Genomic DNA, 26,086 nt, shown 5'->3' with positions numbered 1-26,086 from the left:
ACTCCATCCATGCCCCCACCACCACCCTCAACGGTGACGCTGACGCGACGCAGTCTTTGCATTAACGTCGCTCACATGCGTGAGATGAGCCGTGAAGAGTGGTGGCAGTTCGCGTCCGAGGGGACCCGGACGGGCATGCTGGGCCTGGTCCGGAAGGACGGCTCGCCGATCGTGACCCCGATCTGGTTCCTGCTGAACGAGGGACCCGACGGCGACGAGCTGATCTTCACGACCGGCACCGAGACGCTCAAGGGCAAGGCCATCGCCCGCGACGGCCGCATCTCCCTGGCCGTCGACGACCAGAAGCCGCCGTATTCGTACGTCCAGATCACCGCCGAAGCGCGGCTGACGCACGACTTCGACGACATGCTCACCTGGGCGACCCGCCTCGGCGCCCGGTACATGGGCGCCGAGCGCGCCGAAGAGTACGGAAAGCGCAACGCCGTGCCTGAGGAGTCCCTCGTCCGGGCGAAGATCACGAAGGTCGTCGCGCGGGCCGAAATCGCCGGCTGACCTGCTTTCGCTGGTACCCTCGCCCGCGGGGGTGGGGTCATGCTTTCGGGTGAGGATGGCAGACGCGACGCCGTCAAGGCGATCATGAGCTCGGGCCAGCGGGAGCTGGTCGCGGAGCTGGAACGGCTGGACGGCGGGGCTCGCTTCGGGCGGTCGGCTTGGCAGCGGCCCGAAGGCGGTGGCGGGCAGGCGCGGCTGCTGGAGAACGGCGACGTCTTCGAGCGCGCCGGCGTCAACTACTCGGCCGTGCAGGGCGAGCGCGTCCCGGCGGCCGTCGCCGCGCAGCACGGTCTCGACCCGGACAGCGGGTTCTTCGCGACCGGGCTGTCGGTCGTGATCCACCCGCGCAACCCGTACGTGCCGGCGTTCCACGCGAACTACCGCTACTTCGAATCCGGTGGCACGTGGTGGTTCGGCGGCGGCGCGGACCTGACGCCGTGCTACGGCTTCGCCGAGGACGCGACGCACTTCCACCGGACGCTGCGGGACTACTGCGACGGCTTCGACCCGGCGTTCCACGCGCAGGCGAAACGCGCGTGCGACGACTACTTCCGCCTTCCCCACCGCGGCGAGACGCGCGGCATCGGCGGCATCTTCTTCGACCACCTGTGCCCGCCGGGCCCGGACGGCTGGCGCCGCGCGGCGGCCTTCGCGGCGTCGGGCATCGCGACGATCGCGCCCGCGTACCTGCCGATCGTGCGGCGGCGCCAGGTTCTTCCCCACGGCGAACGCGAGCGGCAGTGGCAGCTGTACCGGCGCGGCCGGTACGTCGAGTTCAATCTCGTGCACGACCGCGGGACGCGGTTCGGGCTGCAGACCGGGGGATACGTCGAGGCCGTCCTGATGGCGTTGCCGCCCTTGGCGCGGTGGGAGTTCGAGTACACGCCGGAGCCGGGGAGCCCCGAGGCCGAGCTGGCTTCGTTCCTCGTGCCGCGCGACTGGGCGGGCGAGACCGCGGTGCCGGACGCCCGGGTGGTCGGCTGAGGCGCAGGGCGCCCCGGTGAGCGGGAAACCCTTCTTCACCCAGGGTGAGCGCCCGTGTCGAGTATTGACACGACCCGCTCGGCTGGTGTGAGATCTGTCCCATAGATAGGAAACTTTCCTAACTATTAGACCCGATTCCGGTGGTCCGCCGACCAGTCCGCCCCGGTCACCCCCTGTCCCCCGACCCACGCAGGAGGCTCCCAGTGGCACCCCGTCCACCGTGGCGCGTGGTACTGGCCGGCACCGCCGTCGCGGCGCTCGGCCTCACCGCGCTCAGCCCGGTAAGCGCTTTCGCCGCGGACACCGACTACGAGTCCGAGAACGCCGTGATCTCCCAAGGCGTGGTGGAATCCAACCACGCCGGCTACTCCGGCACCGGGTTCGTCAACTTCGACAACGTCGCCGGCAGCTACGTCGAATACTCCGTGAACGCCGCGCAGGCGGGCACGCACACCCTGACCTTCCGCTACGCCAACGGAACCGCCGACAACCGGCCGGTGAGGCTCATCGTCGACGGCGGGGACAAGGGCACCGTCGACTTCCCCGGCACCGGCGCCTGGACGACGTGGAAGACCGTCACCGCCAGCGTGCAGCTGACCGCCGGCGTCAACAAGATCCGCACCACCGCGACCACCGCGAACGGCGGCCCGAACGCCGACAAGCTCACCGACACCTTCACCGCGCCGACCGACGGCGAACCGCCGACCCCGCCGTCGAACCTCAAGGCGAGCACCATCCTCCCGACCGCCGCGACGTTCTCCTGGACCGCCGCGACCGACAACGTCGGCGTCGTGCGCTACGAGATCAACCGCGGCGGCAACGTCCTCAAGACCGTCGACGGGAACACGACCAGCGCGACGGTCGACAACCTGACGCCGAACACCGCCTACGACATCTCGGTCGGCGCGTTCGACGCCGCGGGCAACCCGTCGCAGCAGAGCAACGTGGTCACCTTCACCACGCCGCCGAGCAACGACACCACCCCGCCCACCGTGCCGGGCAACCTGCGCAGCACCGGGGTCACGGCGAACAGCGTTTCCCTGGCGTGGAACGCTTCCACGGACAACGGCGGCACGATCGCCGGCTACGACGTCTACCAGGGCGCCACCAAGGTCGCGACCACGACGTCGCTGAGCACGACGGTCACCGACCTGAACCCGAACACCTCGTACACCTTCACGGTCAAGGCACGCGACCCCGACGGCAACAGCTCCGCCGCGAGCAACGCCGTCACGGCGAAGACCAGCGCTCCGGGCGGCGCAGGGGGCATCCCGGAGTACGACAAGGACATCGCGAAGGTCGACCTCGGCTGGGCGGTGGACTTCCTGCCGAACGGCAACGCGCTGGTGACCGAGCGGGACCGGTTCGAGGTCCTGCTGGTGACGCCGTCCGGCCAGAAGACCACGCTGGGCAAGGTGCCGGGCGCGGTCGGCACCAACGGCGAGGGCGGCCTGCTCGGCCTGGCGATCTCGCCGAACTGGTCGGCCGACCACGCGATCTACCTGTACCACACGGCATCCGGGGACAACCGGATCGTGAAGATGACCTACGACGGCACCACGCTGTCCTCGACGTCGACGCCGGTGCTCACCGGGATCGCGAAGAACCGCTACCACAACGGCGGGCGGCTCAAGTTCGGCCCGGACGGCAAGCTGTACGCCACCGTGGGCGACGCGAAGAACAGCGACAACGCACAGAACAAGAGCTCGCTCAACGGCAAGATCCTGCGGCTGAACCCCGACGGCTCGGCGCCGTCGGACAACCCGTTCTACGCCACCGGCGGCAACGCCCGGTACGTCTGGAGCTACGGCCACCGCAACCCGCAGGGCCTGGCCTGGGACTCCCGCGGCCAGCTGTGGGCGGCGGAGTTCGGCGAGAGCAGCCAGGACGAGCTCAACCTGATCCAGAAGGGGGGCAACTACGGCTGGCCCAGCTGCGAAGGCACGATCGGCAGCTGCAGCGGCTTCATCGCCCCGAAGAAGACCTGGCCGACGTCGCAGGCCGGGCCGTCCGGGATCGAGATCGTCAATGACTGGATCTACATCGCCGGCGTCACCGGCGAGCAGCTGTTCGCCACGCAGATCAACTCCGCGGGCACCGGCGTCGGCACGGTGTCGGCCCTGTTCTCGGGCCGCTGGGGCCGGCTGCGCTCGGTCACCAAGACCCCGGACGGCGGGCTGTGGCTGACCTCGACGAACAACGACAAGAACGGCGGCACGCCGTCGGTGCTCGACAACGTCATCGTGCGCCTGAAGTTCCCCGGCGGTGCCACCCCGGGTGAGTTCAAGCTGACGAGCTCCGCCTTCGCGGACAACGCCACCATCCCGGACAAGTACACCTGCGCCGGCGACGGCACGGCGGGCCAGGACCCGTCGCCGCCGCTCGCGTGGAGCGCCTCGACCGGGGCGAAGGGCTACGCAGTCGTGTTCGCCGACGTCGCCAACAGCGGGAACAAGCTGCACTGGGCGATCTGGGACGTCCCGGCGTCGGCCCGCGCGCTGCCGGAGGGGCTCGGCGCGGGCTACACGGTGCCGAACCAGGGCGGCGCGAAGCAGAAGGCGATGGGCAGCGGCGCGAACGCGCAGAAGTTCTTCGGCCCCTGCCCGGGCGGCTCGAGCCACCCGTACACGTTCACGCTCTATGCCCTTAACACCGCGACGGTCCCCGGCCTGAGCTCGTCTTCGACGATGGCCCAGATCGAAACCGCGATCAAGGGCGCCTCGACGGCCGGTGTAGTGCTGCGCGGCAAGTCCAGCGCGGCGGCCCAGTAGCCGCGGCGGGGGTGACCGGAGCGGCGCCGGTCACCCCCGCCGCCCTAGCTCGGCTCCTTGATGCGGCGCAGGTGCGCGTCGACGTCGAAGCCGTGCTCCTCCAGCCGCCGCCTCGCCAGCAGCAGCTCGTCGGGGGTGAACAGCTCGGCGTACTCCTCGCGCAGCATCGTCGCCTCGGAGCTGCGGCCGAGCTGGTTCTTCTCCCAGAGGACGGTGAACCCGCCGGCGGTCCCGGCCCCGCGCAGGAGCAGGCGGGCCGCTTCGACGCCGCCGTGCTCGCGCACCATGCGCTCGAACTGGGCGGGCCGGTAGCCGTAGTCCTTGGCCAGGACCCGGCAACCGTCGAGCAGGTCCTCGGTGAACCGCGCGGCGAGACGGGGATCGGCGGCGGCTGGTTCGGGCATGGGACACCTCTCGACGGAACGGCTTCCCAGATTAATCGCGAACGGGGCCGGTTTCGCTACGCCATTCGTGAAGTGAATCGCCGAGTGACACTCTGCGTGTCTTGAACACTGTGCAACGGCGGCCGCCCTGGTGTCCATTGTGGACGGATTCACGTCCAGCCGAACAGGCCCGCCATGATCCGCGCGCAGCGTTCCGTCATCGCGTCCGCGTCCTCGTCCGGGCGGTCGATCCACCAGCTGATCAGCGAGTCGACGACACCCGTCCAGACCTGCGCGATCGCCTCGATGTCGACCGGGTCGGCCAGCCCCCGGGAGGTCATCAGCTGCGTCGCGCCCAGCAGCGCGAACGCGTCCAGGCGGCGCCGGTAGTCCGCCGCCGAGGCGGCGATGTCACCGGTCGCGGGGACGGTCTCGTCGCGCAGGAGACGCCACGCGTACCGGTCGTGGTCGAACGTCGTGAAGATCGCGGAGAGCACCTTCAACGGCATCTGGTCGGGCTCGCCGCCGCCCGCCATGGTCGTCGCGACGCCCTCGGTGAGCCGGTCGCCCGCGCGGTGCAGGCAGGCCAGGTAGAGGCCGTCCTTGGAGCCGAAGTACTGGTAGAGCAGCGGCTTCGTGACGCCGACCCGGCGCGCGATCTCGACCATCGACGCGCCCGCGTAGCCCACCCGGCCGAACTCCTCGGTGCCGGCCACGACGAGCTGGGCCTCGCGCTCCTCGCGCGGCATTCCCTTGGTCCCGACCGCCCTTGACTCCGTCACGCCGGAGAGCCTACCGTGCGTAAAGTGACTTCAGGGTAAGTTACCCTAGGGTCAGATCAGAGGAGGCGACGTGGCCGAGTTCCTGGCGCACCTGCGCGACCCCGTGCTGTTCGCGGTGCCGGTGTTCCTGCTGTTCGTGACGATCGAAATCGTCGCGGTGCACGTCCTCGGCCACGACGACAACGTCCTCGGCTACAGCCCCGCCGACACCCGGACGAGCATGCTGATGGGCACGGTCGCCGTCGGTGTCAACGCGCTGTTCCGGCTGGTGATGCTGGTCGTGTTCGCGGCGTTGTTCGAGCTGGCGCCGGTGAAGTTCGACCCGCGCGACTGGTGGACGTGGGTGCTGATGCTGCTCGGCCAGGAGCTGGTGTTCTACGCCTACCACCGCGCCAGCCACCGTGTGCGGCTGCTGTGGGCCGGCCACCAGGTGCACCACTCGAGCGAGCACTACAACTTCTCGACGGCGCTGCGCCAGAAGTGGACCCCCTACTTCCAGCTGCCGTTCTGGTCGGTGCTGGCCCTGTGCGGCATCCCGCCGTGGATGATCCTGACCGGCCTCTCGATCGACCTGGTCTACCAGTTCTTCGTGCACACCGAGAAGGTCGGCAAGCTGCCCCGCTGGTTCGAGTACGTCTTCAACACCCCGTCCCACCACCGCGTCCACCACGGCAGCGACGCGGAGTACCTGGACGCCAACTACGGCGGCATCCTCATCATCTGGGACCGCCTGTTCGGCAGCTTCGTCCCGGAGGGCAAGCGCCCGAGGTACGGGCTGACGAAGAACATCGGCACGTACAACCTGCTGAAGGTGGGCTTCCACGAGTACGGCTCGATCCTGCGCGACCTCCGCACGGCCCGCACGTGGCGCGAGCGCGCGGGGTACGTGTTCGGGCCGCCCGGCTGGCAGCCCGAACACGTGCTCCTCGGCTAAGCCGTGTCCTGCAGGGCGTTCTCCGGGCGGATCGACGCCGGCAGCCCGGCCAGCGGTGGGCGCTGCGGGGACGTCAGGTCGGTCAGGACCAGCTCGCGCTCGACGCCGTCGCCCGAGGTGCCGCGCTGGAACTGGGCCAGCAGGGTCGCCGGCGGGACCGCCGTGACCAGGCGGTCGTAGCGCTGCAGGCGGTCGAAGAGCGTCTGCATGATCTGGCCCGACATCCGGCCCAGTGCCTGCGTGCTCTGGTGGCGGTGCGCGCGGTGGCCGAGGTCGACCTGGGCGAGCGCGTCGAGGCCGCGCAGTTCCAGCAGGTCGATGAGGTGCCCGATCTCGACGCCGTAGTTGACGACGAACGGGATGCTCTCGAGCACCTCGCGGCGGCCCGCGTATTCGCCCGCCAGGGGCTGGACGAACCCGGCCAGCTCCGGCCAGAACATGTTGAGCAGCGGCCGGGCGACGAGCTCCGTGACGCGGCCGCCGCCGTCCGCCTGGGTGCCCAGCGGGCGGTGGTAGAAGCCCTTGACGTAGGCGACCGACGGGTCCGTCAGCAGTGGGCCGAGCAGCCCGGTGACGTAGTCCGTGGTGAAGTCGTGGAGGTCGCCGTCGACGAAGACGACGAGGTCGCCGGTCGTCGCCGCGACGCCCTTCCACAGTGCTTCGCCCTTGCCCGCAAGGCCTTCGAGCGCCGGGAAGACGGCGTCCTGCGCGACGACCCGCGCCCCGGCCGCGGTGGCCACCTCGGCGGTGGCGTCGGTGGAGTGGCTGTCGACGACCAGGATCTCGTCGACCAGCAGGCCGTGGAGCTCCTCGCGGATGGCGGTGACGATCGCGCCGACGGTCGCTTCCTCGTCCCGCGCCGGGATGACGACGGAGACCGTGGTGCCGCGCTTGGCCGCGACGAGCTCCTCGATGGTCCGGTCCCCCGCCTTGCTGCTGCGCCGGGCGAGCCAGGTGCCGACCTCCGGCGACACCTGCAGCCGCGCGTGGCTCGTGCGCATGCTTTCCCCTTCCCTCGTTCGGCCTACCCGGTTCCGAGGTTCGAGGTCCCGCGTTTCGACGAACGCTCCGCGGTGCTACCGCGGTGTTACGAAAGGGCTGGTCCCGTTAACGCGGCAGGCCGGAAACCGGCTGACCGGCGCGACCCCCCGGGTGGCAGGGCCGCGGGTCCCGACAGCTCGCGGGGGATGGTGGCCGGGTACGGAAGGGCGATGCCCGCGTAGCCGCTCAGGCGTCTTCTTCCTCGAGCATCTCCGGCGTCACCGCGGATTCGGTGTCCGGGATGTTCAGGTCCTTGGCCCGCTTGTCCGCCATCGCCAGCAGGCGGCGGATGCGGCCGGCCACCGCGTCCTTCGTCATCTGGGGGTCCGACAGCTGGCCCAGCTCCTCCAGCGACGCCTGCCGGTTGGACAGGCGGAGCTTGCCCGCCGCCAGCAGGTGGTCCGGCGCCGTGTCGCCCAGGATTTCCAGGGCTCGCTCCACCCGGGCCGCCGCCGCGACCGCCGCGCGGGCCGACCGGCGGAGGTTCGCGTCGTCGAAGTTGGCCAGGCGGTTCGCCGTCGCGCGCACTTCGCGGCGCATCCGGCGCTCTTCCCACTGCAGGACGCTCGTGTGCGCGCCCAGACGGGTCAGCAGGGCGCCGATCGCGTCGCCGTCGCGGACCACCACGCGGTCGGCGCCGCGGACCTCGCGGGACTTCGCCTGGATGCCCATCCGGCGCGCCGCGCCCACCAGCGCCAGCGCCGCCTCCGGACCCGGGCACGTCACCTCCAGCGACGACGAGCGGCCCGGTTCGGTCAACGACCCGTGCGCGAGGAACGCGCCCCGCCACGCCGCTTCCGCGTCCGCCACGCCACCGGACACCACGGCCGCGGGCAGCCCGCGCACCGGGCGGCCGCGCTGGTCGATCAGCCCGGTCTGCCGGGCCAGCCCTTCCCCGTCCTTGACCACGCGCACCACGTACCGGGTGCCCTTGCGCAGCCCGCCGCTGGCGGTGATCACGTGGACGTCCGAGTGGTGGCCGTACAGCTCGTGGATCTCCTTGCGCAGCCGTCGCGCGACCGAGCCCGTGTCCAGCTCCGCCTCCACGACCACCCGGCCGGCCACGATGTGCAGCCCGCCGGCGAAGCGAAGCAGCGACGCGACCTCCGCCCGGCGCGGCCCGATCTTCGTGATCTCCAGCCGGCTCAGTTCGTCCTTCACCGCGGCGGTCATCGCCATTCCTGCCCCTCCCTGCCTTTCGCTCCTCCCCCGTGCTCCCCGTCCCTGCCGAGACCGAGAGCCTCCCGCATCGTCCGCGCGAGCGCATCAGGATCATGCCGTCCCGCCACTTCCGGGTCGGCCACCGCCCCCAGGTGCGCCCGCCCGCCGAGCCGCTGCGCCGCCCGCCGGAGATTCGCCGGGTCGGGCACGGAATCCCGGTCCGCGATCACGGCGTCGACCCGCAGATCGGGCGCGTGGTCGAAGAGTACGTCCAGGTGCCGCTCGGGAGAGAATCCCGCGGTTTCCCCCGGCTGGGGGACAAGGTTCAGGACGAGCGCCTTCGTCGCGGTCGTGCGCACGAGCGCGTCCCGCAGCCCCGGCACCAGCAGATGAGGTAAAACGCTGGTGAACCACGAGCCCGGTCCGAGGAAGACGACGTCGGCGGCCAGCACGGCGTCGACGGCCTCCGCGCACGCCTGCGGCGGCCGCCCCGACCGGTCCGGCGAGTGCAGGCTCACGCGCTGCACCTGCCCCGGCGTCGACGCCACCGCGACCTGGCCGCGGATCGTGCGCAGCGCCGCCGGGTCCTCGCTGTCGAGGCCGCTGACCTGCCCCTCGATTTCCAGCGGCTCCGGCGACATCGGCAGCACGCGCCCCGAGACGCCCATCAGGCGGCAGGCCTCGTCGAGCGCGGCGACCGGGTCGCCGAGCACCTCGAACAGCCCGGCCAGCAGCAGGTTGCCCACCGCGTGCCCGGCCAGTGCGCCGTCACCGCCGAAGCGGTGCTGGAAGACTTCCGCCCACAACGTGCCGCCGTCCTCGGCCGCGAAGGCCGCGAACGCCTGCCGGAGGTCGCCCGGCGGCAGCAGCCCGAGCTCGCGCCGCAGCCGGCCGGACGATCCGCCGTCGTCGGCCACGGTCACGATCGCCGTGACGTCGGGGGTCACCCGCCGCACCGCGGACAACGTGGCGTGCAGTCCGTGGCCGCCCCCGAGGGCGACCGCGCGCACGTTATTCACGACCAAGGTCGCGGTGCACCACCTTCACGGCCATACCGTCCTCATTGGACAGACGCTGGGCAAGCTCCTCGGACAGCGCCACGCTGCGGTGCTTGCCGCCGGTGCAGCCGACGGCGAGCGTCAGGTACCGCTTGCCCTCGCGCTTGTAGCCCGCGCCGATCAGCCGCAGCAGCTGGTGGTAGCGGTCGAGGAACTCCTCGGCGCCCTCCTGCGAGAGGACGTAGTTGCGGACCTCGCCGTCGAGGCCCGTGTGCTCGCGCAGTTCGGGGATCCAGAACGGGTTCGGCAGGAACCGGACGTCCATCACCAGGTCGGCGTCCATCGGCAGGCCGTACTTGTAGCCGAAGGACAGCACGGTGACGCGGGTCTGGGTGCTCGCCTCGGACCCGAACGCGTCCTCGATCTTGGCGCGCAGGTCGTGCACCGACAGCGACGACGTGTCGAGCACCAGGTCGGCCTCTTCGCGCAGCGGCTCGAGCAGCGTCCGCTCGGCCGTGATGCCGTCGGCGAGCCGGCCGTCGCCCTGCATCGGGTGGCCGCGGCGGACGGCCTCGAACCGCCGCACCAGCACCGCGTCGGTCGCCTCCAGGAACAGCACGCGCGGCTTGTAGCCCCGCGCGTCCAGGTCCTTGATCACCGAGGCGAGGTCGTCGGTGAACGCGCGCGAGCGCACGTCCATGACGACGGCGACCTTGGTGATCGCGCCGCGCGCCTGCGCGCCCAGCTCGACCATGGTGGCGATCAGCTCCGGAGGCAGGTTGTCGACGACGAACCAGCCCAGGTCCTCCAGGCACTTGGCCGCCGTGCTGCGGCCCGCCCCGGAGAGACCGGACACGACCGCGACCTCCATGCCGGAGCCGCGGATCTCCTCTTGCGCACTCACTGTCTTTCCCTTACTCCCCTGGTTTCGGACCGGCGCCGGTCTCCCCGGCCAGCGCGGCGACGACCGCTTCCGCGGTGCGTCTGCCGAAGCCGGGCACCGCCTCGATCTCTTCGATCCTGGCCTGCTTGAGCTTCTTCACCGAGCCGAAGTGCTTGATCAGCGCGGTGCGGCGAGCCTGCCCCAGCCCGGGCACACTGTCCAATTCGGACGTCTGCAGCCGCTTGGAGCGCTTCTCGCGGTGGTAGGCGATGGCGAAACGGTGGGCCTCGTCGCGCAGGCGCTGCAGCAGGTACAGCCCCTCCGACGTCCGCGGCAGGATCACCGGATCGGGGTCGGCCGGCAGCCAGACCTCTTCGAGGCGTTTCGCGAGCCCCACGACGGCGATGTCGGTGATGCCCAGCTCCGCGAGCACGTCCGCGGCCGCCGTGGCCTGCGGGCCCGCGCCGTCGACGACCAGCAGGTTCGGCGGGTAGGCGAACTTCTTCGGCCGCCCGGTCTCCGGGTCGAGGCCCGGTTTGCTCGACTCCTCCGAGGTTTCCTTGAGGTAGCGGGTGAAGCGGCGGCGCACGACCTCGGCGATCGACGCGACGTCGCCCTCTTCGGCCGCTTCACGCAGCGCGAAGCGGCGGTACTCGGACTTGCGCGCGAGCCCGTCCTCGAACACGACGAGCGACGCCACGACGTCGCTGCCCTGGATGTGGCTGATGTCGATGCACTCGATGCGCAGCGGTGCGGTGTCGAGGCCCAGGAAGTCCTGCAGCTCGGTCAGGGCGGCCGAGCGCGCCGTGAGGTCGCCGGCCCGGCGCAGCTTGTGCTGGGTGAACGCCTCGCCCGCGTTGCGCTCGACGGTCTCGGCCAGCGTCCGCTTGTCACCGCGCTGCGGCACCCGCAGCTGCACCTTCGACCCGCGCAGCCCGGTCAGCCACTCGGCGAGCGCGTCCGCGTCGGCGGGCAGCTCCGGCACGAGGACCTCGCGCGGGACCACCGGGCCCGAGTCGACGTCGTCGCGGGCCGCCAGCTCGGCCTGCTCGCCGTAGAACTGGGTGATGAAGTGGTCGACCAGGGCGGGGACGTCCATCTCCTCGGCCTTGTCGATCACCCAGCCGCGCTGGCCGCGGACCCGGCCGCCGCGCACGTGGAAGACCTGGACCGCGGCTTCGAGGTCGTCGTGCGCGAACGCCACGACATCGGCGTCCGTGCCGTCGCCGAACACCACGGCCTGCTTCTCCATCGCCCGCCGGAGCGCGCCGAGGTCGTCGCGCAGCCGGGCGGCGCGCTCGAACTCGAGCTCTTCGGACGCCGCCGCCATCTCGGCTTCGAGGCGCTTGATCATGACGTCGGTCTTGCCCGCGAGGAAGTCGCAGAAGTCCTCGACGATGTCGCGGTGCTCCTCGGCCGAGACGCGGCCGACGCACGGCGCCGAGCACTTGTCGATGTAGCCGAGCAGGCAGGGGCGGCCGATCTGGCCGTGGCGCCGGAACACCCCGGCCGAGCAGGTGCGGGCCGGGAAGACGCGCAGCAGCAGGTCGAGCGTCTCGCGGATGGCCCACGCGTGCGAGTACGGCCCGAAGTAGCGGACGCCCTTCTTGCGCGCGCCGCGGTACACGTGCAGGCGCGGGAACTCTTCGTTCAGCGTCACCGCCAGGACCGGGTAGCTCTTGTCGTCGCGGTAGCGGACGTTGAACCGCGGGTCGAACTCCTTGATCCAGTTGTACTCGAGCTGGAGCGCCTCGACCTCGGTGGTGACGACGGTCCACTCGACGCTCGCGGCCGTGGTGACCATCTGGCGCGTGCGCGGGTGCAGGCCGGAGAGGTCGGCGAAGTAGGAGTTCAGCCTGCTGCGCAGGCTTTTCGCCTTGCCGACGTAGATGACCCGCTTGGCGGCGTCGCGGAACTTGTACACGCCGGGGAGCTCCGGGATGCTTCCCGGAGCGGGTCGGTAGGTGGTCGGGTCAGCCACTCCCCCAGCTTATGGGCCACCACCGACAGTCCCCGCCGCCCCCCGGTCCGCCGCGGCTCGTCGCCCGGCCGGAAGTAGGGTGTTCGTCCGGTTCCGACTTTGGTGGGTGTCCCCCTGGGTGACGCGGTGGTTACTTTCCGACCGGCCGGATCGGCCCCCATCCGAAAGGATCACCACCGTGAGCACTCTTCGCATCCTCGGCGCCGCGTCCGCGGCCGCCGTCGCGCTGACCCTCGCGGGTGGCGCCGCGGCTTCCGCCGGCGTCCAGCCGAACATCGTCGGCGGCACGACCGCCCCCGCCGTCTCCTGGGGCGCCCAGGTGTACGTGAACACGCCGGGCCGCGACTTCCAGGGCTTCAACTGCTCGGGCACGGTGATCGCCGCGCGCTGGGTGATGACCGCGGTGCACTGCCTCGACCAGGACGGGTCGGGCATGCACGTCAAGGTCGGCAGCAACACGCTGTTCTCGGGCACCGACATCGCGGTCGACGGCGAGTACCAGTCCCCGAACGGCGACATCGCGCTGCTGCACCTGGCGTCGGCGACGAGCGCGGGCCCGATCTCGCTGGGCAGCGCGGACCCGTCGACGGGCAGCACCAACCAGCTCTACGGCTGGGGCCGCACCACCCCGACGGGCCCGCCGGCGTCGGCGCTGAAGACGGCGAACGTCCAGGTGACGGGCCGGTCCTCGGACGCGTACGGCGGCCGCGCGATCCAGAGCGTCGGCATCAACGGCTCGGCGTGGAAGGGCGACTCGGGCGGCCCCGAGGTGGCGAACGGCGTCCAGGTCGGCGTCGCCTCGACGGTTCAGAACCAGAGCGGGACGAACACGCGCGGCACGAACAACTACGCGAGCGTGGCGGCGAGCCGGTCCTGGATCCGGACGACCGCGGGCGTCTGAGTTTCTTCGAAAGGGGCGGTGCCGCGGCACCGCCCCTTTTTCGTCGGTGGGGTGTGGGATGCTCGCGGCATGCGGATCGCCACCTGGAACGTGAACTCCATCCTCCCCCGCCTGCCGCGGGTGCTGGAGTTCCTGGAGCAGACTGCGCCGGACGTGCTGTGCCTGCAGGAGCTGAAGAACACGACGGAAGCGTTCCCGGCGGCCGAGATCGAAGCGCTGGGGTACGAGGCCGCGGCGTTCGGGCTCGGGCGCTGGAACGGCGTGGGGATCGTGTCCCGCGTCGGGCTGTCCGACGTGGTGCGCGGGCTGCCGGGCGAGCCGTCGTTCGAAGGCGCCGCGGAGGCGCGCGCGGTGGGCGCGACCTGCGGCGGGGTGCGCGTGTGGTCGGTCTACGTGCCCAACGGGCGTGAGCCGGACAACCCGCACTACGCGTACAAGCTGGAGTGGCTGGAAGCTCTGCGGTCTCTGGTGGCTTCGGAGCTTTTTTCCGGGCCCTTCGCGGTGCTCGGTGACTTCAACGTGGCACCGACGGACGCGGACGTCTGGGACATCGCGCTGTTCGCCGAGTCGACGCACGTGACGAAGCCGGAGCGGGACGCGTTGGCCCGCCTGCGGGACCTCGGCCTGACGGACGTCTTCCCGCGGCCGTTGAAGTACGACCACCCCTTCACGTACTGGGACTACCGGGCCGGGAACTTCCCCAACAACAAGGGCATGCGGATCGACCTGGTGTACGGGAACGAGGCTTTCGCCGGCGCGGTGACGGATTCCTATGTGGACCGGAACATGCGCAAGGGCAAGGGCCCGTCGGACCACGCGCCGATCGTGGTGGACCTGGACCTCTGACGCCCGCGTAACAGCGCGAGCCGCCGCGCCGGCTGGGGGCGCATGCGCTTCGCGGTGTTCCTTTCGGCGGTGGCCCTGCCGACGTTGTCGGCCGGGTGCCGGACGGCTGTCGGCGGACAGGCGCACCCCGCGCCCGGGACGCCGTCGGCTGCCGCCAGAGCGGGCGGGACCTCGTCCCTGGAGTTCCGCAAGGTGGTGGCCAACGCGTCCCGGGTCGGCGAAGCCGGAACCGGTGCGCCGCTCTCCCCGGCGGACCGCAGAGCTGGGACGCGTCCAGGCCGATCCCCTGACACGACACGCCGATCACGGCCTACTTGCTCGATCCCGAGTTTCGACCAGCGGCACGGGCAGTGGGTCGTGAACCTCAGCTGGCCGACCGGACAGCCGGTCGCTAACCGCCCGTGGCGGCGCGGTGCAGCTTCCGCAGCGCGCGCACCGCTTCCACCGCCCGGTCCCGATCCACCGCCTGCACGGCCATCACCGCGTGGTACTCGTCGTCCGGGAGTTCCAGCCGGGCCCACGACGCGCCGTCCGGGAAGCTCACCGAAAGCACTTCGCTCCACGCGAACCGGCGGGTCATCAGCACGTTCCGGACCTCGATGCCCTCGTCGTCCGCGCGGACCCGGGCGATCGCGAACAGCATCACGCCGCACGCCAGCAGGATGCCGATGCCGATCATCGCCGCCTGGTCGGAGCGCTGGAAGTGGACGCCCGTGTTGCCGTTGCGCAGCAGCACCGCCACCACAACGAACACCGCCAGCAGTGCCACCGCCAGCACGCTGCACACGACCAGCGCGCGCCGGGGGCGGATCACCAGGAGAGTCTTCACGCTCACACGAATCCCCGCTCGGTCCACGGCTGGCGCAGGCTCTTCAGCACGTGGGCCGTGTCGAGGGCCGCCACCGTGGCTTCGTAGCCCTTGTCCTCCTTCGAGCCCGGCCGGCCCGAGCGGTCGACCGCCTGCTCGTGCGTGTCGCACGTCAGCACGCCGTTGCCGACCGGGGTGCTCTCGTCCAAGGCGACCCGGGTCAGGCCCGCCGTCACCGCGTCGCACACGTACTCGAAGTGCGGGGTGCCGCCGCGGATCACCACGCCGAGCGCCACCACCGCGTCGTGGTTGCGGGCCAGCGCCTGCGCCACCACCGGCAGCTCGATCGCGCCCGCGACGTGGACCACCGTCGGCTCGTCCTCCAGCTCGGCCTCGCGGGCCGCGACCAGGGCGCGCTCCAGCAGGACGTCGGTGATGTCCGCGTTCCACTTGGTCGCGACGATGCCGAGCTTCAGCGACTTGCAGCCGGACAGGTCCAGCCCGGTCTCCGGCCGGCCTTCACCGCTCACAGCGCTCCTCCGTCGGGGTGCTCCGGACCGGCGCCGACCTGGTCGTAGTGCTCCAGCTGGGCCAGGTCGTGGCCCATCCGGTCGCGCTTGGTCCGCAGGTAGCGCAGGTTCTCCGGGTTCGGCGAGATCGGCAGCGGCACCCGCCCGGTGACGCGCAGGCCGTAGCCCTCCAGGCCGATCCGCTTGGCCGGGTTGTTCGACAGCAGCCGCATGGTGCGGACGCCGAGGTCGCACAGGATCTGCGCGCCGGTCCCGTAGTCTCGGGCGTCGGCCGGGACGCCCAGCGCCAGGTTGGCGTCCACCGTGTCGGCGCCGTCGTCCTGCAGCTGGTAGGCCTGCAGCTTGTGCAGCAGGCCGATGCCACGGCCTTCGTGGCCGCGGATGTAGAGCACGACGCCGCGGCCCTCGGCGGCCACCGCTTCCAGGGCCGCCTCCAGCTGCGGGCCGCAGTCGCAGCGCAGCGAGCCGAAGACGTCGCCGGTCAGGCACTCGGAGTGGACGCGCACCAGGATGTCCTGGCCGTCGCCAATTTCGCCGTAGACGAACGCGACGTGCTCGATGCCGTCCAGCAGCGAGTCGTAGCCGACCGCGCGGAACGTGCCCGCGGCCAGCGGGATGCGGGCCTCGGCGACGCGCTCGACCTGCTTCTCGGTGCGACGGCGGTAGGCGATCAGGTCGGCGATCGTGATGATCGCCAGGTCGTGGTCGGCGGCGAACACCTCGAGCTCGTCGCGGCGCGCCATGTCGCCTTCGTCCTTCTGGGACACGATTTCGCACAGCACGCCGGCCGGCGCGAGCCCGGCCAGCCGGGCCAGGTCGACCGACGCTTCGGTGTGCCCGGGGCGGCGCAGCACGCCGCCTTCCTTGGCGCGCAACGGGACGACGTGACCGGGACGGCGGAAGTCCTTCGCCGTCGACTTCGGGTCGGCCAGCAGCCGGATCGTGTGCGCGCGGTCGGCGGCGGAGATGCCGGTGCTGATGCCCTCCGCGGCGTCGACCGTGACGCTGTACGCGGTGCCGCGCGCGTCCTGGTTCGTGTGGTACATCGGCGGCAGGTCGAGCCGGTCGGCCTCGGCTTCGGTCAGCGCCACGCAGACGTACCCCGAGGTGTAGCGGACCATGAACGCCAGCAGCTCCGGCGTCGCCTTCTCCGCCGCGAAGATGAGGTCGCCTTCGTTCTCGCGGTCTTCGTCGTCGACCACGACGACCGGGCGGCCCGCCGCGACGTCCGCGATCGCGCGTTCGATGGCGTCGGCGTCGAACACCGCCCCGGTGCCGCACGGCGTCCAGCCCGCTTCGGGCTCTGCCGGACTCGTCTCACTCATGACCGCTGCTCCTCCGTGCCGCCGTCCCGATTGTGCACCTGGTCGCGGATGTGTGCCTCGGCCAGCTTTTCCACGTACTTCGCGACCACGTCGACCTCGAGGTTGACCAGGTCGCCGGCCTCCCGGCCGCCGAGCGTGGTGACCTCGAGGGTGGTCGGGATGAGCGCCACCTTGAACTGGTCGCCGGTGACCGCCGCGACCGTCAGGGAGATCCCGTCGACCGCGATCGAGCCCTTTTCGACGACGTACCGGGCCAGGTGCCCGGGCAGCGCGAACGTCGTGACGCCGTTCTCGTCGCGGGAGAGGAAGACGCCGGTCCCGTCGACGTGGCCCTGCATGATGTGCCCGCCGAGCCGGCCGCCCGCGGGCGTCGCGCGTTCCAGGTTGACGCGGTCGCCGACCGCGACCTTCGCCAGGCTCGAGCGTTCCAGCGTCTCGTTCACGACGTCGACGGTGAACTCGCCGCCGGCGACCTCGACGACCGTCAGGCACACGCCGCTGACCGCGATCGAGTCGCCGTGGCCGGCGTCGCTGGTGACCAGCGGGCCGCGCACGCGCAGCCGTGCCGCGTTGGTCAGCTGCTCGACCGCGGTGACCTCGCCGATCTCCTCGACTATGCCGGTGAACACGTCCGCTGCCTCCCTAGTGAGCCGGTCCCTCCATCCAACACCCGCCGCGGCCCGGTGGCTTCTCCGGTGCCGCCGGGGGCGTCAGCCCGCCCGGCCGCGCGCCGCCTGCTCGCGCAGCGCGGCGACCGCCTTGCCCGGGTCGCCGGCGCCGTAGACGGCGGACCCGGCGACGAAGCAGTCGACGCCGGCCTCGGCGGCCTGCTCGATGGTCTCGGTGTTGATCCCGCCGTCGATCTCGACGACCAGCTTCAGGTGCCCGGTGTCGACCAGCCGCCGCGCGGTGCGGACCTTCTCGAGGACGTCCGCGATGAACGACTGCCCGCCGAAGCCCGGCTCGACCGACATGACCAGCAGCGTGTCGTAGTGCTTGAGCGCGTCGAGCCACGGCTCGAGCGCGGTGCCCGGCTTGATCGACAGGCCGGCCTTCGCGCCCGCGGCGCGCAGGTTCTTGGCCAGCGCGACGGGGTCCTTCGCGGCTTCGGCGTGCACGGTGACGTTGTAGGCGCCGGCCTCGGCGTAGCCGATCGCCCAGCGGTCCGGGTCGTCGATCATCAGGTGGCAGTCGATCGGCACGTCGGTGCTCTTGAGCAGTGCCTTGACGACGGGCAGGCCCAGGGTCAGGTTGGGCACGAAGTGCGCGTCCATGACGTCGACGTGCACCCAGTCGGCGCGCGCCTCCCCCTCTCCGGCGACGGCGGCGATCTCTTCGCCGAGCCGGGCGAAGTCCGCGGACAGGATGCTGGGGGCGATCAAGGGTCGGTCTGCCACGACCTGAGTGTAGGAGGAGCGTGCTAACGCTCACTAACCGGTTGTGACCAGGATCTGGCTCCGGAGAGGGAGGTCACGGTCGCCGCCACGCCTTAATCTCGCCGCATGTCCGGTTTCCTGACCTCGCTGCGGCGGCCCGGCGGCTACCGCGGCCTCCCGTACGCCGTGCTGGGCGCGGCCTTGACCGTTCCGGTGGCGCCGTTCGCCATGCCGTGGACCCTGCTGAGCCCGGCCGGGCGGCCGCGGGTGCTGCTCGCCCTGCTCGGCCTGGCGGTGCTGCTGGGGCTGCTGGGCTTGCTGGGGCCGGTGCGCCGGTTCGGCGTCGCCGCCGCGAACGGCCTGCTGGGCACGGACCTGCCGGCGCCGGGCCGGGCGCGTCCCGCGTGGCCGGACCGGCTGCGGTCCGGCGCCTGGCTGGTGCTGCACGGCGGGTTCGGCGGGCTGCTGCTCGCCGTCGACGGCCTCCTCCTGCTCGGCGTCTTCTCCGTCGCGATGTGGCTGCGCGGCGACCAGGACGAGTTCTCGTTCTTCGGCGCGCACACGATCGCCGGGCCGTGGACCCTGCCGGCCGCCCTGGTCATGCTGGGGACGGCACTGCTGCTCACCGCCGCCGCGACCCGCGCGTTCCGCGCCGGGGCGACCAAGCTGCTGGGCCCGTCGGCCGCCGAGCGCGCCGCGCTCGCCGAACGCCGCTCCGCGGTCCTCGCCCAGCGCAACCGGCTGGCCCGCGAGCTGCACGACTCGATCGGGCACACGCTGACGACGTCGACCATCCAGGCGGCGGCCGCGGCCGACCTGGTCGAGGCCGACCCGGCCCAGGTGCGGCGCGCGCTCGCCACGATCGAAGAGGCGTCGCGTTCCGCGCTCGAGGACCTGGACCACGTCCTCGGCCTGCTTCGCGAGGAGCCCGCGGCGAAGGAGCCGACACGCACGCTGGCCGAGGTCGACGACCTCGCCGTGCGCGCCCGCGATGCCGGGCTCGACGTCCGGCTGACCGTCACCGGGCCGGTCGGCGCGGTCCCCGCCGCGGTGTCGCGCGAGGGGTACCGGATCGTCCAGGAAGGCCTGACCAACGCGCTGCGCCACGCCGGCCCGGGCGCCGTCGACGTCCGCGTCGAAGCCGGGCCGGACCGCCTGGCGATCGCCGTCGTCAACCCCCTGCCCGGTGCCGGGCCGCGGCCGGGGCGGCGCGGGCCGGCCGGGCTCGCCGAGCGCGTCGAAGCCCTGCGCGGCGAGCTCGAAGCGGGTCCGGACGGCGAGCGGTGGCGGCTGAGCGCGACGATCCCGCTGCGGGCGGGCGCGTGACGCCCTCGGTGCTGCTCGCCGACGACGAGCCGCTGGTCCGGATGGGGTTGCGGGCGTTGCTGGAGCAGCAGGGCCTGACCGTGGCCGGCGAGGCGGCCGACGGCGCGGAGGTGCTGCCCGCGGTGCGCCGGACCGCGCCGGACGTCGTGCTGATGGACGTCCGGATGCCCGGGATGGACGGCATCGAGGCCACCCGCGGCCTGCTCGCGGAGCTGGCCGCGCCGCCGAAGGTCCTCGTCGTCACGACCTTCGACAACGACGACTACGTGCACGAAGCGCTGCTGGCCGGGGCCAGCGGGTTCCTGCTGAAGCGGGCGCGCAAGGAGGAGATCGCGCACGCCGTGCGGACGGTCGCCGCCGGGGAGTCGCTGCTGTTCCCGGAGGCGATCCGGCGGCTGGTGAGCGGCCGCGTGCCCGGCGGGAAGCACACCCGGGCGGCGAAGACGCTGACCCGGCGCGAGGCCGAGGTGCTGCGGCTGATCGCCACCGGGCTGTCCAACGCCGACATCGCGGCCGCGCTGGTGATCAGCCTCGAAACGGTGAAGACGCACGTCGGGAACGTCTTCGGGAAGCTCGGCGCGGCCAACCGCAGCCAGGCCGTGGTGATCGCGTACGAGGCCGGGGTGGTGCGCCCGGGGCATCTCGCCGGTCAATAACCGACGTGCTCCCGGTCACCCGCGGGAAGTCATGAGTTCGGCCAGCGGCCAGCCGCCGGTCACCTTCCGTCTCTTCGCACCACACATGCAGAAGGACTAATGGCACGTGTCCGAAATCCGGGCACTTACCTCCCGAAGTCCCCCAATGAGGAGAAACATGGCTTCGCTGTTCGCCGGCCGCCGCCGGTGGCTGGTCGCGGGCGCTCTGGGCGCCGCGCTGGTCGCCGCCGCTCCGGTCGCCCTCGCCACCAACGGCTCCGGCAACGCCGACGCGCGCTCGTCGGCCGGCACCGGTGACCGCACCGCCGACGTCCGCGCCGCGATCCAGGGCGGCCACGCCCGCAACGTCATCCTGTTCATCGGCGACGGCATGGGCCAGTCGGAGATCACCGCGGCCCGCAACTACGAGCGCGGTGCCGCGGGCCGGCTCGCCCTGGACGAACTGCCGCTGACCGGCGACTACACGACCTACGCCGTGGAGCAGAACAACCCCGGCAAGCCGAACTACGTGACCGACTCGGCCGCGTCCGGCACCGGCTGGGCCACCGGCACCAAGACCTACAACGGCGCCATCTCGGTCGACGCGTACGGCAACGACGTCCCGACGATCCTCGAGATCGCCAAGCGCAACGGCCTGCGCACCGGCGACGTCACCACCGCCGAGGTCCAGGACGCCACCCCGGCCGTCCTCGGCTCGCACGTCGTCAACCGCGACTGCAAGGGCCCGGTCGAGACGACCGCGAAGTGCGCGAAGAACGCCAAGGAGAACGGCGGCCTCGGCTCGATCTCCGAGCAGCTGGTGCAGACCCGCCCCGACGTCCTGCTGGGCGGCGGCGCGAAGTACTTCAACCAGCCGGCGACGGCCGGCAAGTTCAAGGGCAAGCCCGTCCTGGACCAGGCCAAGGCGGCCGGCTACACCGTGGTCAACACCGCGGCGGACCTGGCGAAGGCGCAGCGGGGCAAGCCGGTCCTCGGCCTGTTCGCCGACGGCAACATGCCGGTCAACTGGATCGGCCCGGCGGCCGTCCACGGCGGCACCGCACCGGCTCGCTGCACGCCGAACCCGAAGCTGCCGGCGGCCCAGCCGAAGCTGGCCGACCAGACCCGCAAGGCGCTCGAGCTGCTCGACGACCGCCGCAGCGACAAGGGCTTCTTCCTGCAGGTCGAGGGCGCGAGCATCGACAAGCAGGACCACGCGGCCGACCCGTGCGGCCAGATCGGCGAGACGATCGACTTCGACGCGGCCATCGCGGCGGGCACGGCGTTCGCCCGCAGCCACCCGGACACCCTGGTGCTGGTGACGGCCGACCACGGCCACAGCAGCCAGATCGTCGAGCCCACCGCGACCCCGGGCCTGACCGCGACGCTCGTCACCAACGAGGGCGCGAACATGACCCTCGCCTACGGCACCGCGGAAACGGGCGGCTCGCAGTCGCACACCGGCACCCAGGTCCGCATCGCGGCCATGGGCCCGCAGGCGGCCAACATCGTCGGCCTGACCAACCAGACCGACCTGTTCGGCACCCTGAAGCGCGCGCTTCGCCTGCGCTGACGCGGTCGTGAGTAGGGCTGGCCCCCGCAGCGTTCGGGCGGCCTGCCCCATGCCCCCTGGCGTCCCGGCTCCCTAGCGTGGGGAGCACCGAGACACCAGGGGGTTCTTTCATGCGGAAGTCATTGCGGGGCAAGCGGATCGTCGCCGTCGGCTCACTCGTCGCCCTGCTCGCCGCCACCACCGCCGCACCGGCGCTCGCCGCGGCCGGCCCGGTCCAGGACGGCCTGGACGTCCTGACCGCCCAGGACGGCGTCCCCGGCGCCGAAGCCGTGCTCCAGGACCACGGCCGGACGCGCGTCGTGCGCAGCGGCCGCGGCGACGTCGCCACCGGGAAGCCGTTCCCGCGCAACGGGTCCTTCCGCGCGGGCAGCGTCACCAAGACGTTCGTCGCCACGGTGGTGCTGCAGCTCGTCGGCGAGGGCCGGGTGCAGCTGGACGCGCCGGTCGAGCGCTACCTGCCGGGGTTGCTGCCGGACCACCGGATCACCGTGCGGCAGCTGCTGCAGCACACGAGCGGGCTGTACAACTACACCGACGACCTGCCCCTGAACGATCCGGAAGCGCTGCGCCACCGCGGCGCCGAGCCGGCCGAGCTGGTGGCGATGGCGCTGAAGCACCCGGCGCTGTTCCCGCCGGGCACGAGCTGGTCGTACTCCAACACCAACTACATCGTCGCCGGGATGATCGTTTCGCGCGTCACCGGGCATCCGCTCGACGCGGAGATCGCCCACCGGATCACCCGCCCGCTGGGCCTGCACGACACGTACTTGCCGCGCCGCGGCGACGAAAAGCTGCCCGGCCCGCACGCGGTCGGCTACGCACCGATCGGCGGCAAGCTCGTCGACTTCAGCGACTTCGACGCGACGATCGCGGGAGCGGCGGGCGGCATCGTCTCGACCCCGGCGGACCTCGACCGGTTCTACGGCGCACTGCTGGACGGCCGCCTGCTTCGCCCGGCCGAACTGGCCGAGATGAAGCGCACGGTCCCGGCGGACCTCGGCATCCCGGGCGCGCGCTACGGCCTGGGCCTGGGCAGCATCCCGCTGTCGTGCGGGGAGTTCTGGGGCCACGAAGGCGGGATCGTCGGCTTCACGAACCTGGCGGGCGTCGGCCCCGAGGGCCGCCGCGTGACGGTCGTGCTGAACGAGAACCCCACACCGGCCGCGGCGAACCAGCACCTGCTGGCCGCCACCGACGCGGCGGTGTGCTCGGGGCGGTAAGTCACCGTTCGCGGGCGGCGCCCCCAGGCCTGGGTGCCGCTCGAGGCGGTAAGTCACCGTTCGCGGGCGGTGCTCCGAGCCTGGGTGCGCCGCTCGCGGCCCGGAATTGTCGGTGCTCCCGGGTAGCGTGAAAGACGGGGGGCGCCCCCGCGGGCCGCTCAAGGCAGCAGGTCGAGGGCTTCCGTCCAGGGGCGGCGGATGTCCAGCCGGTGCAGCGTCACCCCGGCGCGCGCGAGGGTGTCGAGGTGGCGCTGCCACGCCGGGTGGTGCGCCCGGGTGTCCTGGATCTGGTAGGCCACCACGATCGTGATCCCGGGCGCGCCGAGGACGTCGCCGAGTACCGTCAGTGCCTGGTTGTCCGCGATGCCCAGCGCCAGCTTGGCCACCGAGTTCGCCGACGCCGGCGCGAAGAGGAACACCTCCGGGTCCGGGTGCGGCCGCGGCTCGCCCGGCAGGCGCGAGACGCTGCGGACCGGCAGGTCGGTGCACGCGGCGACGTCGTCGAGCCCGCCGGTGGCCTCCAGCCAGCGCATCGCGGTCGGCGTCAGCGTGATCGCCGGCTGCCAGCCGCGCGCCGCGGCGGGTTTCGCCAGCTCGGCGGCGAACCGGACGTCCAGCCCGCCGCACGAGCTGGCGATCAGCCCGAGATCCTTCACGGTTTGCGCAGGACGGCGCAGAACATCGCGTCGGTGCCGTGGCGGTGCGGCCACAGCTGCACGTACGGCCCGTCGCCCAGCTCCGGCACGCCCGGGAACAGCTCGCGCGCGTCCAGCACCTCGGCCTTCAGCCGCCGCGCCGTCTCACCGAAGACGCCTTCGGTCTCGGCCAGGTGCGGCGAGCAGACGACGTAGGTGAGCGCGCCGCCCGGCCGCAGCAGGGCGTAGGCCGCGGCGAGCAGTTCGCCCTGCAGCTTCGTCAGGTCCGCCACGTCGGACGGCTGACGCCGCCAGCGCGCCTCCGGCCGCCGCCGCAGCGCGCCGAGCCCGCTGCACGGCGCGTCGACGAGGATCCGGTCGTAGCCCGGCTCGAGCCCGCTTTCGCGCCCGTCGGCGACGTGGACCTTCACCGGCAGGCCGCTGGTGGCCTTTTCGACGAGCTTCGCGCGGTGCGGCGCCTTCTCGACGGCGTCGACGGTCGCCCCGCTCAACGCGGCCAGCGCGCCGAGCAGCGCGGCCTTGCCACCGGGGCCGGCGCAGAGGTCGAGCCAGCGCTCGTCGGAGCCCTCGAGCGGCACCTTCGTCGCGGCGATCGCGCAGAGCTGGCTGCCCTCGTCCTGCACCGCGGCGAGGCGCTCGCGGACCGGCTCGGCGTCGGCCGGGTCACCGGCGCCGGCGGGCAGGCGGACGCCGTAGGGCGAGTACGGGGCCGGGTCGCCACCGGTGATCGCGGCGAGCTCGTCGGCGCTGATCTCGCCGGGGCGCGCGACGAGGTGCACCTCGGGCCGCGCGTCGTCGGCTTCGAGTGCCGCCTTGAGGCCTTCGCCCTTGTCTCCCAGCGCTTCGGCGAACGACCGGGCGATCCAGCGCGGGTGCGCGGTGCGCAGCGCGTAGGCGCCGATCGGGTCGGCGGCGTCGTCCGGGGCCAGCTCGTCCAGCCAGGCGGCTTCGTCCTTTTCGGACACCTTGCGCATGATGGCGTTCGCGAAACCCGTGGCCCACGAACCGGCTTCCGAGCGGACGAGGTCCACAGTGGACGTCACGGCGGCGTGCTCGGGGATGCGGGTGCGCAGCAGCTGGTAGACGCCGAGGCGCAGCGCGTCGAGGACCGCCGGGTCCGTCTGCGAAAGCGGGCGCTCGGCGCAGGCGTCGATGACGGCGTCGAGCAGCCCCTGCGCACGCGAAGCGCCGTACGCGAGTTCTGTGGCCAGCGCGGCGTCCCGGCCGGTGATCCGCCGCTCGCGCAGCAGGTCCGGCAGGCTGAGGTTGGCGTAGGCGTCCTTGGTCCGCACGGCCGCGAGGACGTCGAACGCGGCCTGCCGGGCGGCGTCCACCTCCGGCGGGCGGCGCGGGCCTTCCTTGCGCGGGGCCGGCCGGCCCCGCTGCGGCCGGGACGGTCGTCGTTCCCTGTGGTCGTTCACCGGAGGCGCTCTCCCTGGTCGATCCGTGTACCGCGCGCCCAGTCGGTGGCCGCCATCCGTTTCTTGCCGGGTGCCTGGACGTCGCCGAGCCGCAGCGGCTTCGTCGCCGTCCCGACCAGCACCCGCTTGCGTTCGACCACGATCTCGCCCGGCGGCGGGCCGGGTTCGTCGAGCACCGTGACCGGACCGAGCTTGAAGCGTTCCCCGCGGAACTCCGCCCACGCGCCCGGGTCCGGGGTGACCGAGCGGATCTGCCGGTCGACGGCCGACGCCGGGTCGGCGAAGGACACGCGCGCGTCCTCGACCGTCACCTTCGGCGCGTAGCTCAGACCTTCGGCGGGCTGGTCGCGGGCGACGAGGCTGCCGTCGGCGAGACCGTCCATGGTGGACACCAGCAGTTTCGCCCCGGACTCCGCGAGCCGCCCGAGCAGGGCCCCGGCGGTGTCGGTGGCCCCGATCGCCTCGGTGACGACACCGAAAACCGGGCCCGCGTCCAGCTCCTTGACGATCCGGAAGGTGGAGGCGCCGGTGATCTCGTCGCCGGCGCGGATCGCGGCCTGCACCGGCGCCGCGCCCCGCCACGCGGGCAGCAGCGAGAAGTGCAGGTTCACCCACCCGAGGCGCGGAATGTCGAGTGCGGCCTGCGGCAGCAACGCCCCGTAGGCGACGACCGGGCAGGCGTCCGGCGCGAGCTCGGTGAGCCGCGCGAGGAAGGCGGGGTCGCTCGCGCGGGCGGGCGTCAGGACCTCGATGCCGTGCTCGTCGGCGAGCGCGCCGACGGGCGATCGCACGACCCGCCGCCCGCGCCCGGCCTGGGCATCGGGCCGCGTGACGACGGCGACGACCTCGTGCCGCCCGGAGTCGAGCAGGGCACGCAGAGCGGGAACGGCCGGCTCGGGGGTGCCGGCGAAGACGAGCTTCATCGGCCCACCCCCGGCGGGAGCGGGGAGGGTTCACGTGGCTGGAACATCGGAGCCGAGTCTAGAAGGCCCGCTCAAGCAGGGCGCGCTCAGCTCTGGCCTGGTAGTCCACACCCTG

The 26,086-nt window shown here is 72.2% G+C and carries 25 protein-coding genes; 10 read left to right on the top strand and 15 right to left on the bottom strand.

Annotation, left to right across the window (positions count from 1 at the left end):
- Positions 1-75: 75 nt before the first annotated feature.
- The 3 genes from ACWEN0_RS20495 (at position 76) to ACWEN0_RS20485 (ending at position 4,268) form a co-directional block, all read left to right on the top strand.
- A complete protein-coding gene (locus tag ACWEN0_RS20495; protein ID WP_451975496.1) occupies positions 76-513 on the top strand; it encodes a PPOX class F420-dependent oxidoreductase in 438 nt (145 codons plus the stop codon).
- Positions 514-552: 39 nt separating this feature from the next.
- Positions 553-1,497: an oxygen-dependent coproporphyrinogen oxidase gene (gene hemF, locus ACWEN0_RS20490; protein WP_451975494.1), complete on the top strand. Its 945-nt coding sequence runs from the start codon at positions 553-555 to the stop codon at positions 1,495-1,497.
- Between the two features lie 203 nt (positions 1,498-1,700).
- On the top strand, positions 1,701-4,268 hold the full coding sequence (locus tag ACWEN0_RS20485) for a PQQ-dependent sugar dehydrogenase (protein WP_451975491.1): 2,568 nt from the start codon (positions 1,701-1,703) through the stop codon (positions 4,266-4,268).
- Positions 4,269-4,312: 44 nt separating this feature from the next.
- Here ACWEN0_RS20485 and ACWEN0_RS20480 read toward each other — a convergent pair whose 3' ends face one another.
- On the bottom strand, positions 4,313-4,672 hold the full coding sequence (locus ACWEN0_RS20480; RefSeq protein ID WP_451975489.1) for a hypothetical protein: 360 nt from the start codon (positions 4,670-4,672) through the stop codon (positions 4,313-4,315).
- A gap of 149 nt (positions 4,673-4,821) precedes the next feature.
- The gene (locus ACWEN0_RS20475) at positions 4,822-5,433 is read right to left on the bottom strand and encodes a TetR/AcrR family transcriptional regulator (protein WP_451975487.1); all 612 of its coding nucleotides are present in this window, start codon (positions 5,431-5,433) and stop codon (positions 4,822-4,824) included.
- A 70-nt stretch (positions 5,434-5,503) separates the two neighbouring features.
- Here ACWEN0_RS20475 and ACWEN0_RS20470 point away from each other — a divergent pair, with 70 nt between their 5' ends.
- Positions 5,504-6,367 (top strand): sterol desaturase family protein, encoded by an 864-nt coding sequence (locus ACWEN0_RS20470; protein WP_451975484.1) that lies wholly within the window; start codon positions 5,504-5,506, stop codon positions 6,365-6,367.
- Here ACWEN0_RS20470 and ACWEN0_RS20465 read toward each other — a convergent pair.
- The 5 genes from ACWEN0_RS20465 to uvrC all read right to left on the bottom strand — a co-directional run bounded on the left by ACWEN0_RS20465 (position 6,364) and on the right by uvrC (position 12,431).
- Positions 6,364-7,368, bottom strand: a complete 1,005-nt coding sequence (locus tag ACWEN0_RS20465) for a glucosyl-3-phosphoglycerate synthase (protein WP_451975481.1) — start codon at positions 7,366-7,368, stop codon at positions 6,364-6,366. The genes ACWEN0_RS20470 and ACWEN0_RS20465 overlap by 4 nt on opposite strands.
- A 226-nt stretch (positions 7,369-7,594) precedes the next feature.
- The gene (gene whiA / locus ACWEN0_RS20460; RefSeq protein WP_086671216.1) at positions 7,595-8,587 is read right to left on the bottom strand and encodes a DNA-binding protein WhiA; all 993 of its coding nucleotides are present in this window, start codon (positions 8,585-8,587) and stop codon (positions 7,595-7,597) included.
- Positions 8,578-9,579 (bottom strand): gluconeogenesis factor YvcK family protein, encoded by a 1,002-nt coding sequence (locus tag ACWEN0_RS20455; RefSeq protein ID WP_451975478.1) that lies wholly within the window; start codon positions 9,577-9,579, stop codon positions 8,578-8,580. The genes whiA and ACWEN0_RS20455 overlap by 10 nt, the downstream gene beginning before the upstream one ends.
- A 1-nt stretch (position 9,580) precedes the next feature.
- Positions 9,581-10,438, bottom strand: coding sequence for an RNase adapter RapZ (gene rapZ / locus ACWEN0_RS20450; RefSeq protein ID WP_176178290.1), 858 nt, complete (start codon positions 10,436-10,438; stop codon positions 9,581-9,583).
- A 43-nt stretch (positions 10,439-10,481) separates the two neighbouring features.
- The gene (gene uvrC / locus ACWEN0_RS20445; protein ID WP_451975475.1) at positions 10,482-12,431 is read right to left on the bottom strand and encodes an excinuclease ABC subunit UvrC; all 1,950 of its coding nucleotides are present in this window, start codon (positions 12,429-12,431) and stop codon (positions 10,482-10,484) included.
- A 178-nt stretch (positions 12,432-12,609) separates the two neighbouring features.
- Between uvrC and ACWEN0_RS20440 the strand changes: the two genes are divergently transcribed.
- Positions 12,610-13,332 (top strand): S1 family peptidase, encoded by a 723-nt coding sequence (locus tag ACWEN0_RS20440; RefSeq protein ID WP_451975473.1) that lies wholly within the window; start codon positions 12,610-12,612, stop codon positions 13,330-13,332.
- Between the two features lie 69 nt (positions 13,333-13,401).
- The gene (locus tag ACWEN0_RS20435) at positions 13,402-14,178 is read left to right on the top strand and encodes an exodeoxyribonuclease III (RefSeq protein ID WP_451975470.1); all 777 of its coding nucleotides are present in this window, start codon (positions 13,402-13,404) and stop codon (positions 14,176-14,178) included.
- A 391-nt stretch (positions 14,179-14,569) separates the two neighbouring features.
- Here the strand turns inward: ACWEN0_RS20435 and ACWEN0_RS20430 are convergent, their stop codons facing one another.
- The 5 genes from ACWEN0_RS20430 to rpe form a co-directional block, all read right to left on the bottom strand.
- Complete coding sequence (locus ACWEN0_RS20430) at positions 14,570-15,013, bottom strand: PH domain-containing protein (RefSeq protein ID WP_451975467.1); 444 nt, start codon at positions 15,011-15,013, stop codon at positions 14,570-14,572.
- Positions 15,010-15,516, bottom strand: coding sequence for a 6,7-dimethyl-8-ribityllumazine synthase (ribH, locus tag ACWEN0_RS20425; protein WP_451975465.1), 507 nt, complete (start codon positions 15,514-15,516; stop codon positions 15,010-15,012). Before ribH ends, ACWEN0_RS20430 begins: the two co-directional genes overlap by 4 nt.
- A complete protein-coding gene (locus tag ACWEN0_RS20420; RefSeq protein WP_451975462.1) occupies positions 15,513-16,841 on the bottom strand; it encodes a bifunctional 3,4-dihydroxy-2-butanone-4-phosphate synthase/GTP cyclohydrolase II in 1,329 nt (442 codons plus the stop codon). The genes ribH and ACWEN0_RS20420 overlap by 4 nt, the downstream gene beginning before the upstream one ends.
- Positions 16,838-17,470, bottom strand: a complete 633-nt coding sequence (locus ACWEN0_RS20415; RefSeq protein ID WP_451975459.1) for a riboflavin synthase — start codon at positions 17,468-17,470, stop codon at positions 16,838-16,840. The genes ACWEN0_RS20420 and ACWEN0_RS20415 overlap by 4 nt, the downstream gene beginning before the upstream one ends.
- A gap of 81 nt (positions 17,471-17,551) precedes the next feature.
- Complete coding sequence (gene rpe, locus ACWEN0_RS20410; protein WP_451976170.1) at positions 17,552-18,223, bottom strand: ribulose-phosphate 3-epimerase; 672 nt, start codon at positions 18,221-18,223, stop codon at positions 17,552-17,554.
- 120 nt (positions 18,224-18,343) lie between these two features.
- Here rpe and ACWEN0_RS20405 point away from each other — a divergent pair, with 120 nt between their 5' ends.
- The 4 genes from ACWEN0_RS20405 to ACWEN0_RS20390 all read left to right on the top strand — a co-directional run bounded on the left by ACWEN0_RS20405 (position 18,344) and on the right by ACWEN0_RS20390 (position 22,971).
- Positions 18,344-19,543: a sensor histidine kinase gene (locus tag ACWEN0_RS20405; protein WP_451975457.1), complete on the top strand. Its 1,200-nt coding sequence runs from the start codon at positions 18,344-18,346 to the stop codon at positions 19,541-19,543.
- Positions 19,540-20,199 carry a response regulator gene (locus ACWEN0_RS20400; RefSeq protein WP_451975454.1) on the top strand — a complete coding sequence of 220 codons (660 nt, stop codon included), beginning with the start codon at positions 19,540-19,542 and terminating at the stop codon, positions 20,197-20,199. The genes ACWEN0_RS20405 and ACWEN0_RS20400 overlap by 4 nt, the downstream gene beginning before the upstream one ends.
- Before the next feature lie 157 nt (positions 20,200-20,356).
- The gene (gene phoA, locus ACWEN0_RS20395; protein ID WP_451975451.1) at positions 20,357-21,751 is read left to right on the top strand and encodes an alkaline phosphatase; all 1,395 of its coding nucleotides are present in this window, start codon (positions 20,357-20,359) and stop codon (positions 21,749-21,751) included.
- 110 nt (positions 21,752-21,861) lie between these two features.
- Complete coding sequence (locus ACWEN0_RS20390; protein WP_451975448.1) at positions 21,862-22,971, top strand: serine hydrolase domain-containing protein; 1,110 nt, start codon at positions 21,862-21,864, stop codon at positions 22,969-22,971.
- A 158-nt stretch (positions 22,972-23,129) separates the two neighbouring features.
- Here the strand turns inward: ACWEN0_RS20390 and ACWEN0_RS20385 are convergent, their stop codons facing one another.
- From ACWEN0_RS20385 to fmt, 3 genes are read right to left on the bottom strand one after another with little or no spacing between them, the layout of a single operon-like run.
- Positions 23,130-23,627 (bottom strand): flavoprotein, encoded by a 498-nt coding sequence (locus tag ACWEN0_RS20385; protein ID WP_451975445.1) that lies wholly within the window; start codon positions 23,625-23,627, stop codon positions 23,130-23,132.
- Entirely contained in the window at positions 23,624-25,048 is a 1,425-nt protein-coding gene (locus ACWEN0_RS20380) for an RsmB/NOP family class I SAM-dependent RNA methyltransferase (protein ID WP_451975442.1), read from the bottom strand. The genes ACWEN0_RS20385 and ACWEN0_RS20380 overlap by 4 nt, the downstream gene beginning before the upstream one ends.
- Complete coding sequence (gene fmt / locus ACWEN0_RS20375) at positions 25,045-25,971, bottom strand: methionyl-tRNA formyltransferase (RefSeq protein WP_451975439.1); 927 nt, start codon at positions 25,969-25,971, stop codon at positions 25,045-25,047. Before fmt ends, ACWEN0_RS20380 begins: the two co-directional genes overlap by 4 nt.
- Positions 25,972-26,086: the final 115 nt, after the last annotated feature.

It is taken from the genome of Amycolatopsis sp. NPDC004378 (assembly GCF_053602455.1).
Note: the sequence above shows the minus strand (reverse complement) of the source record. Positions and strands in the feature narration are given on the sequence as shown.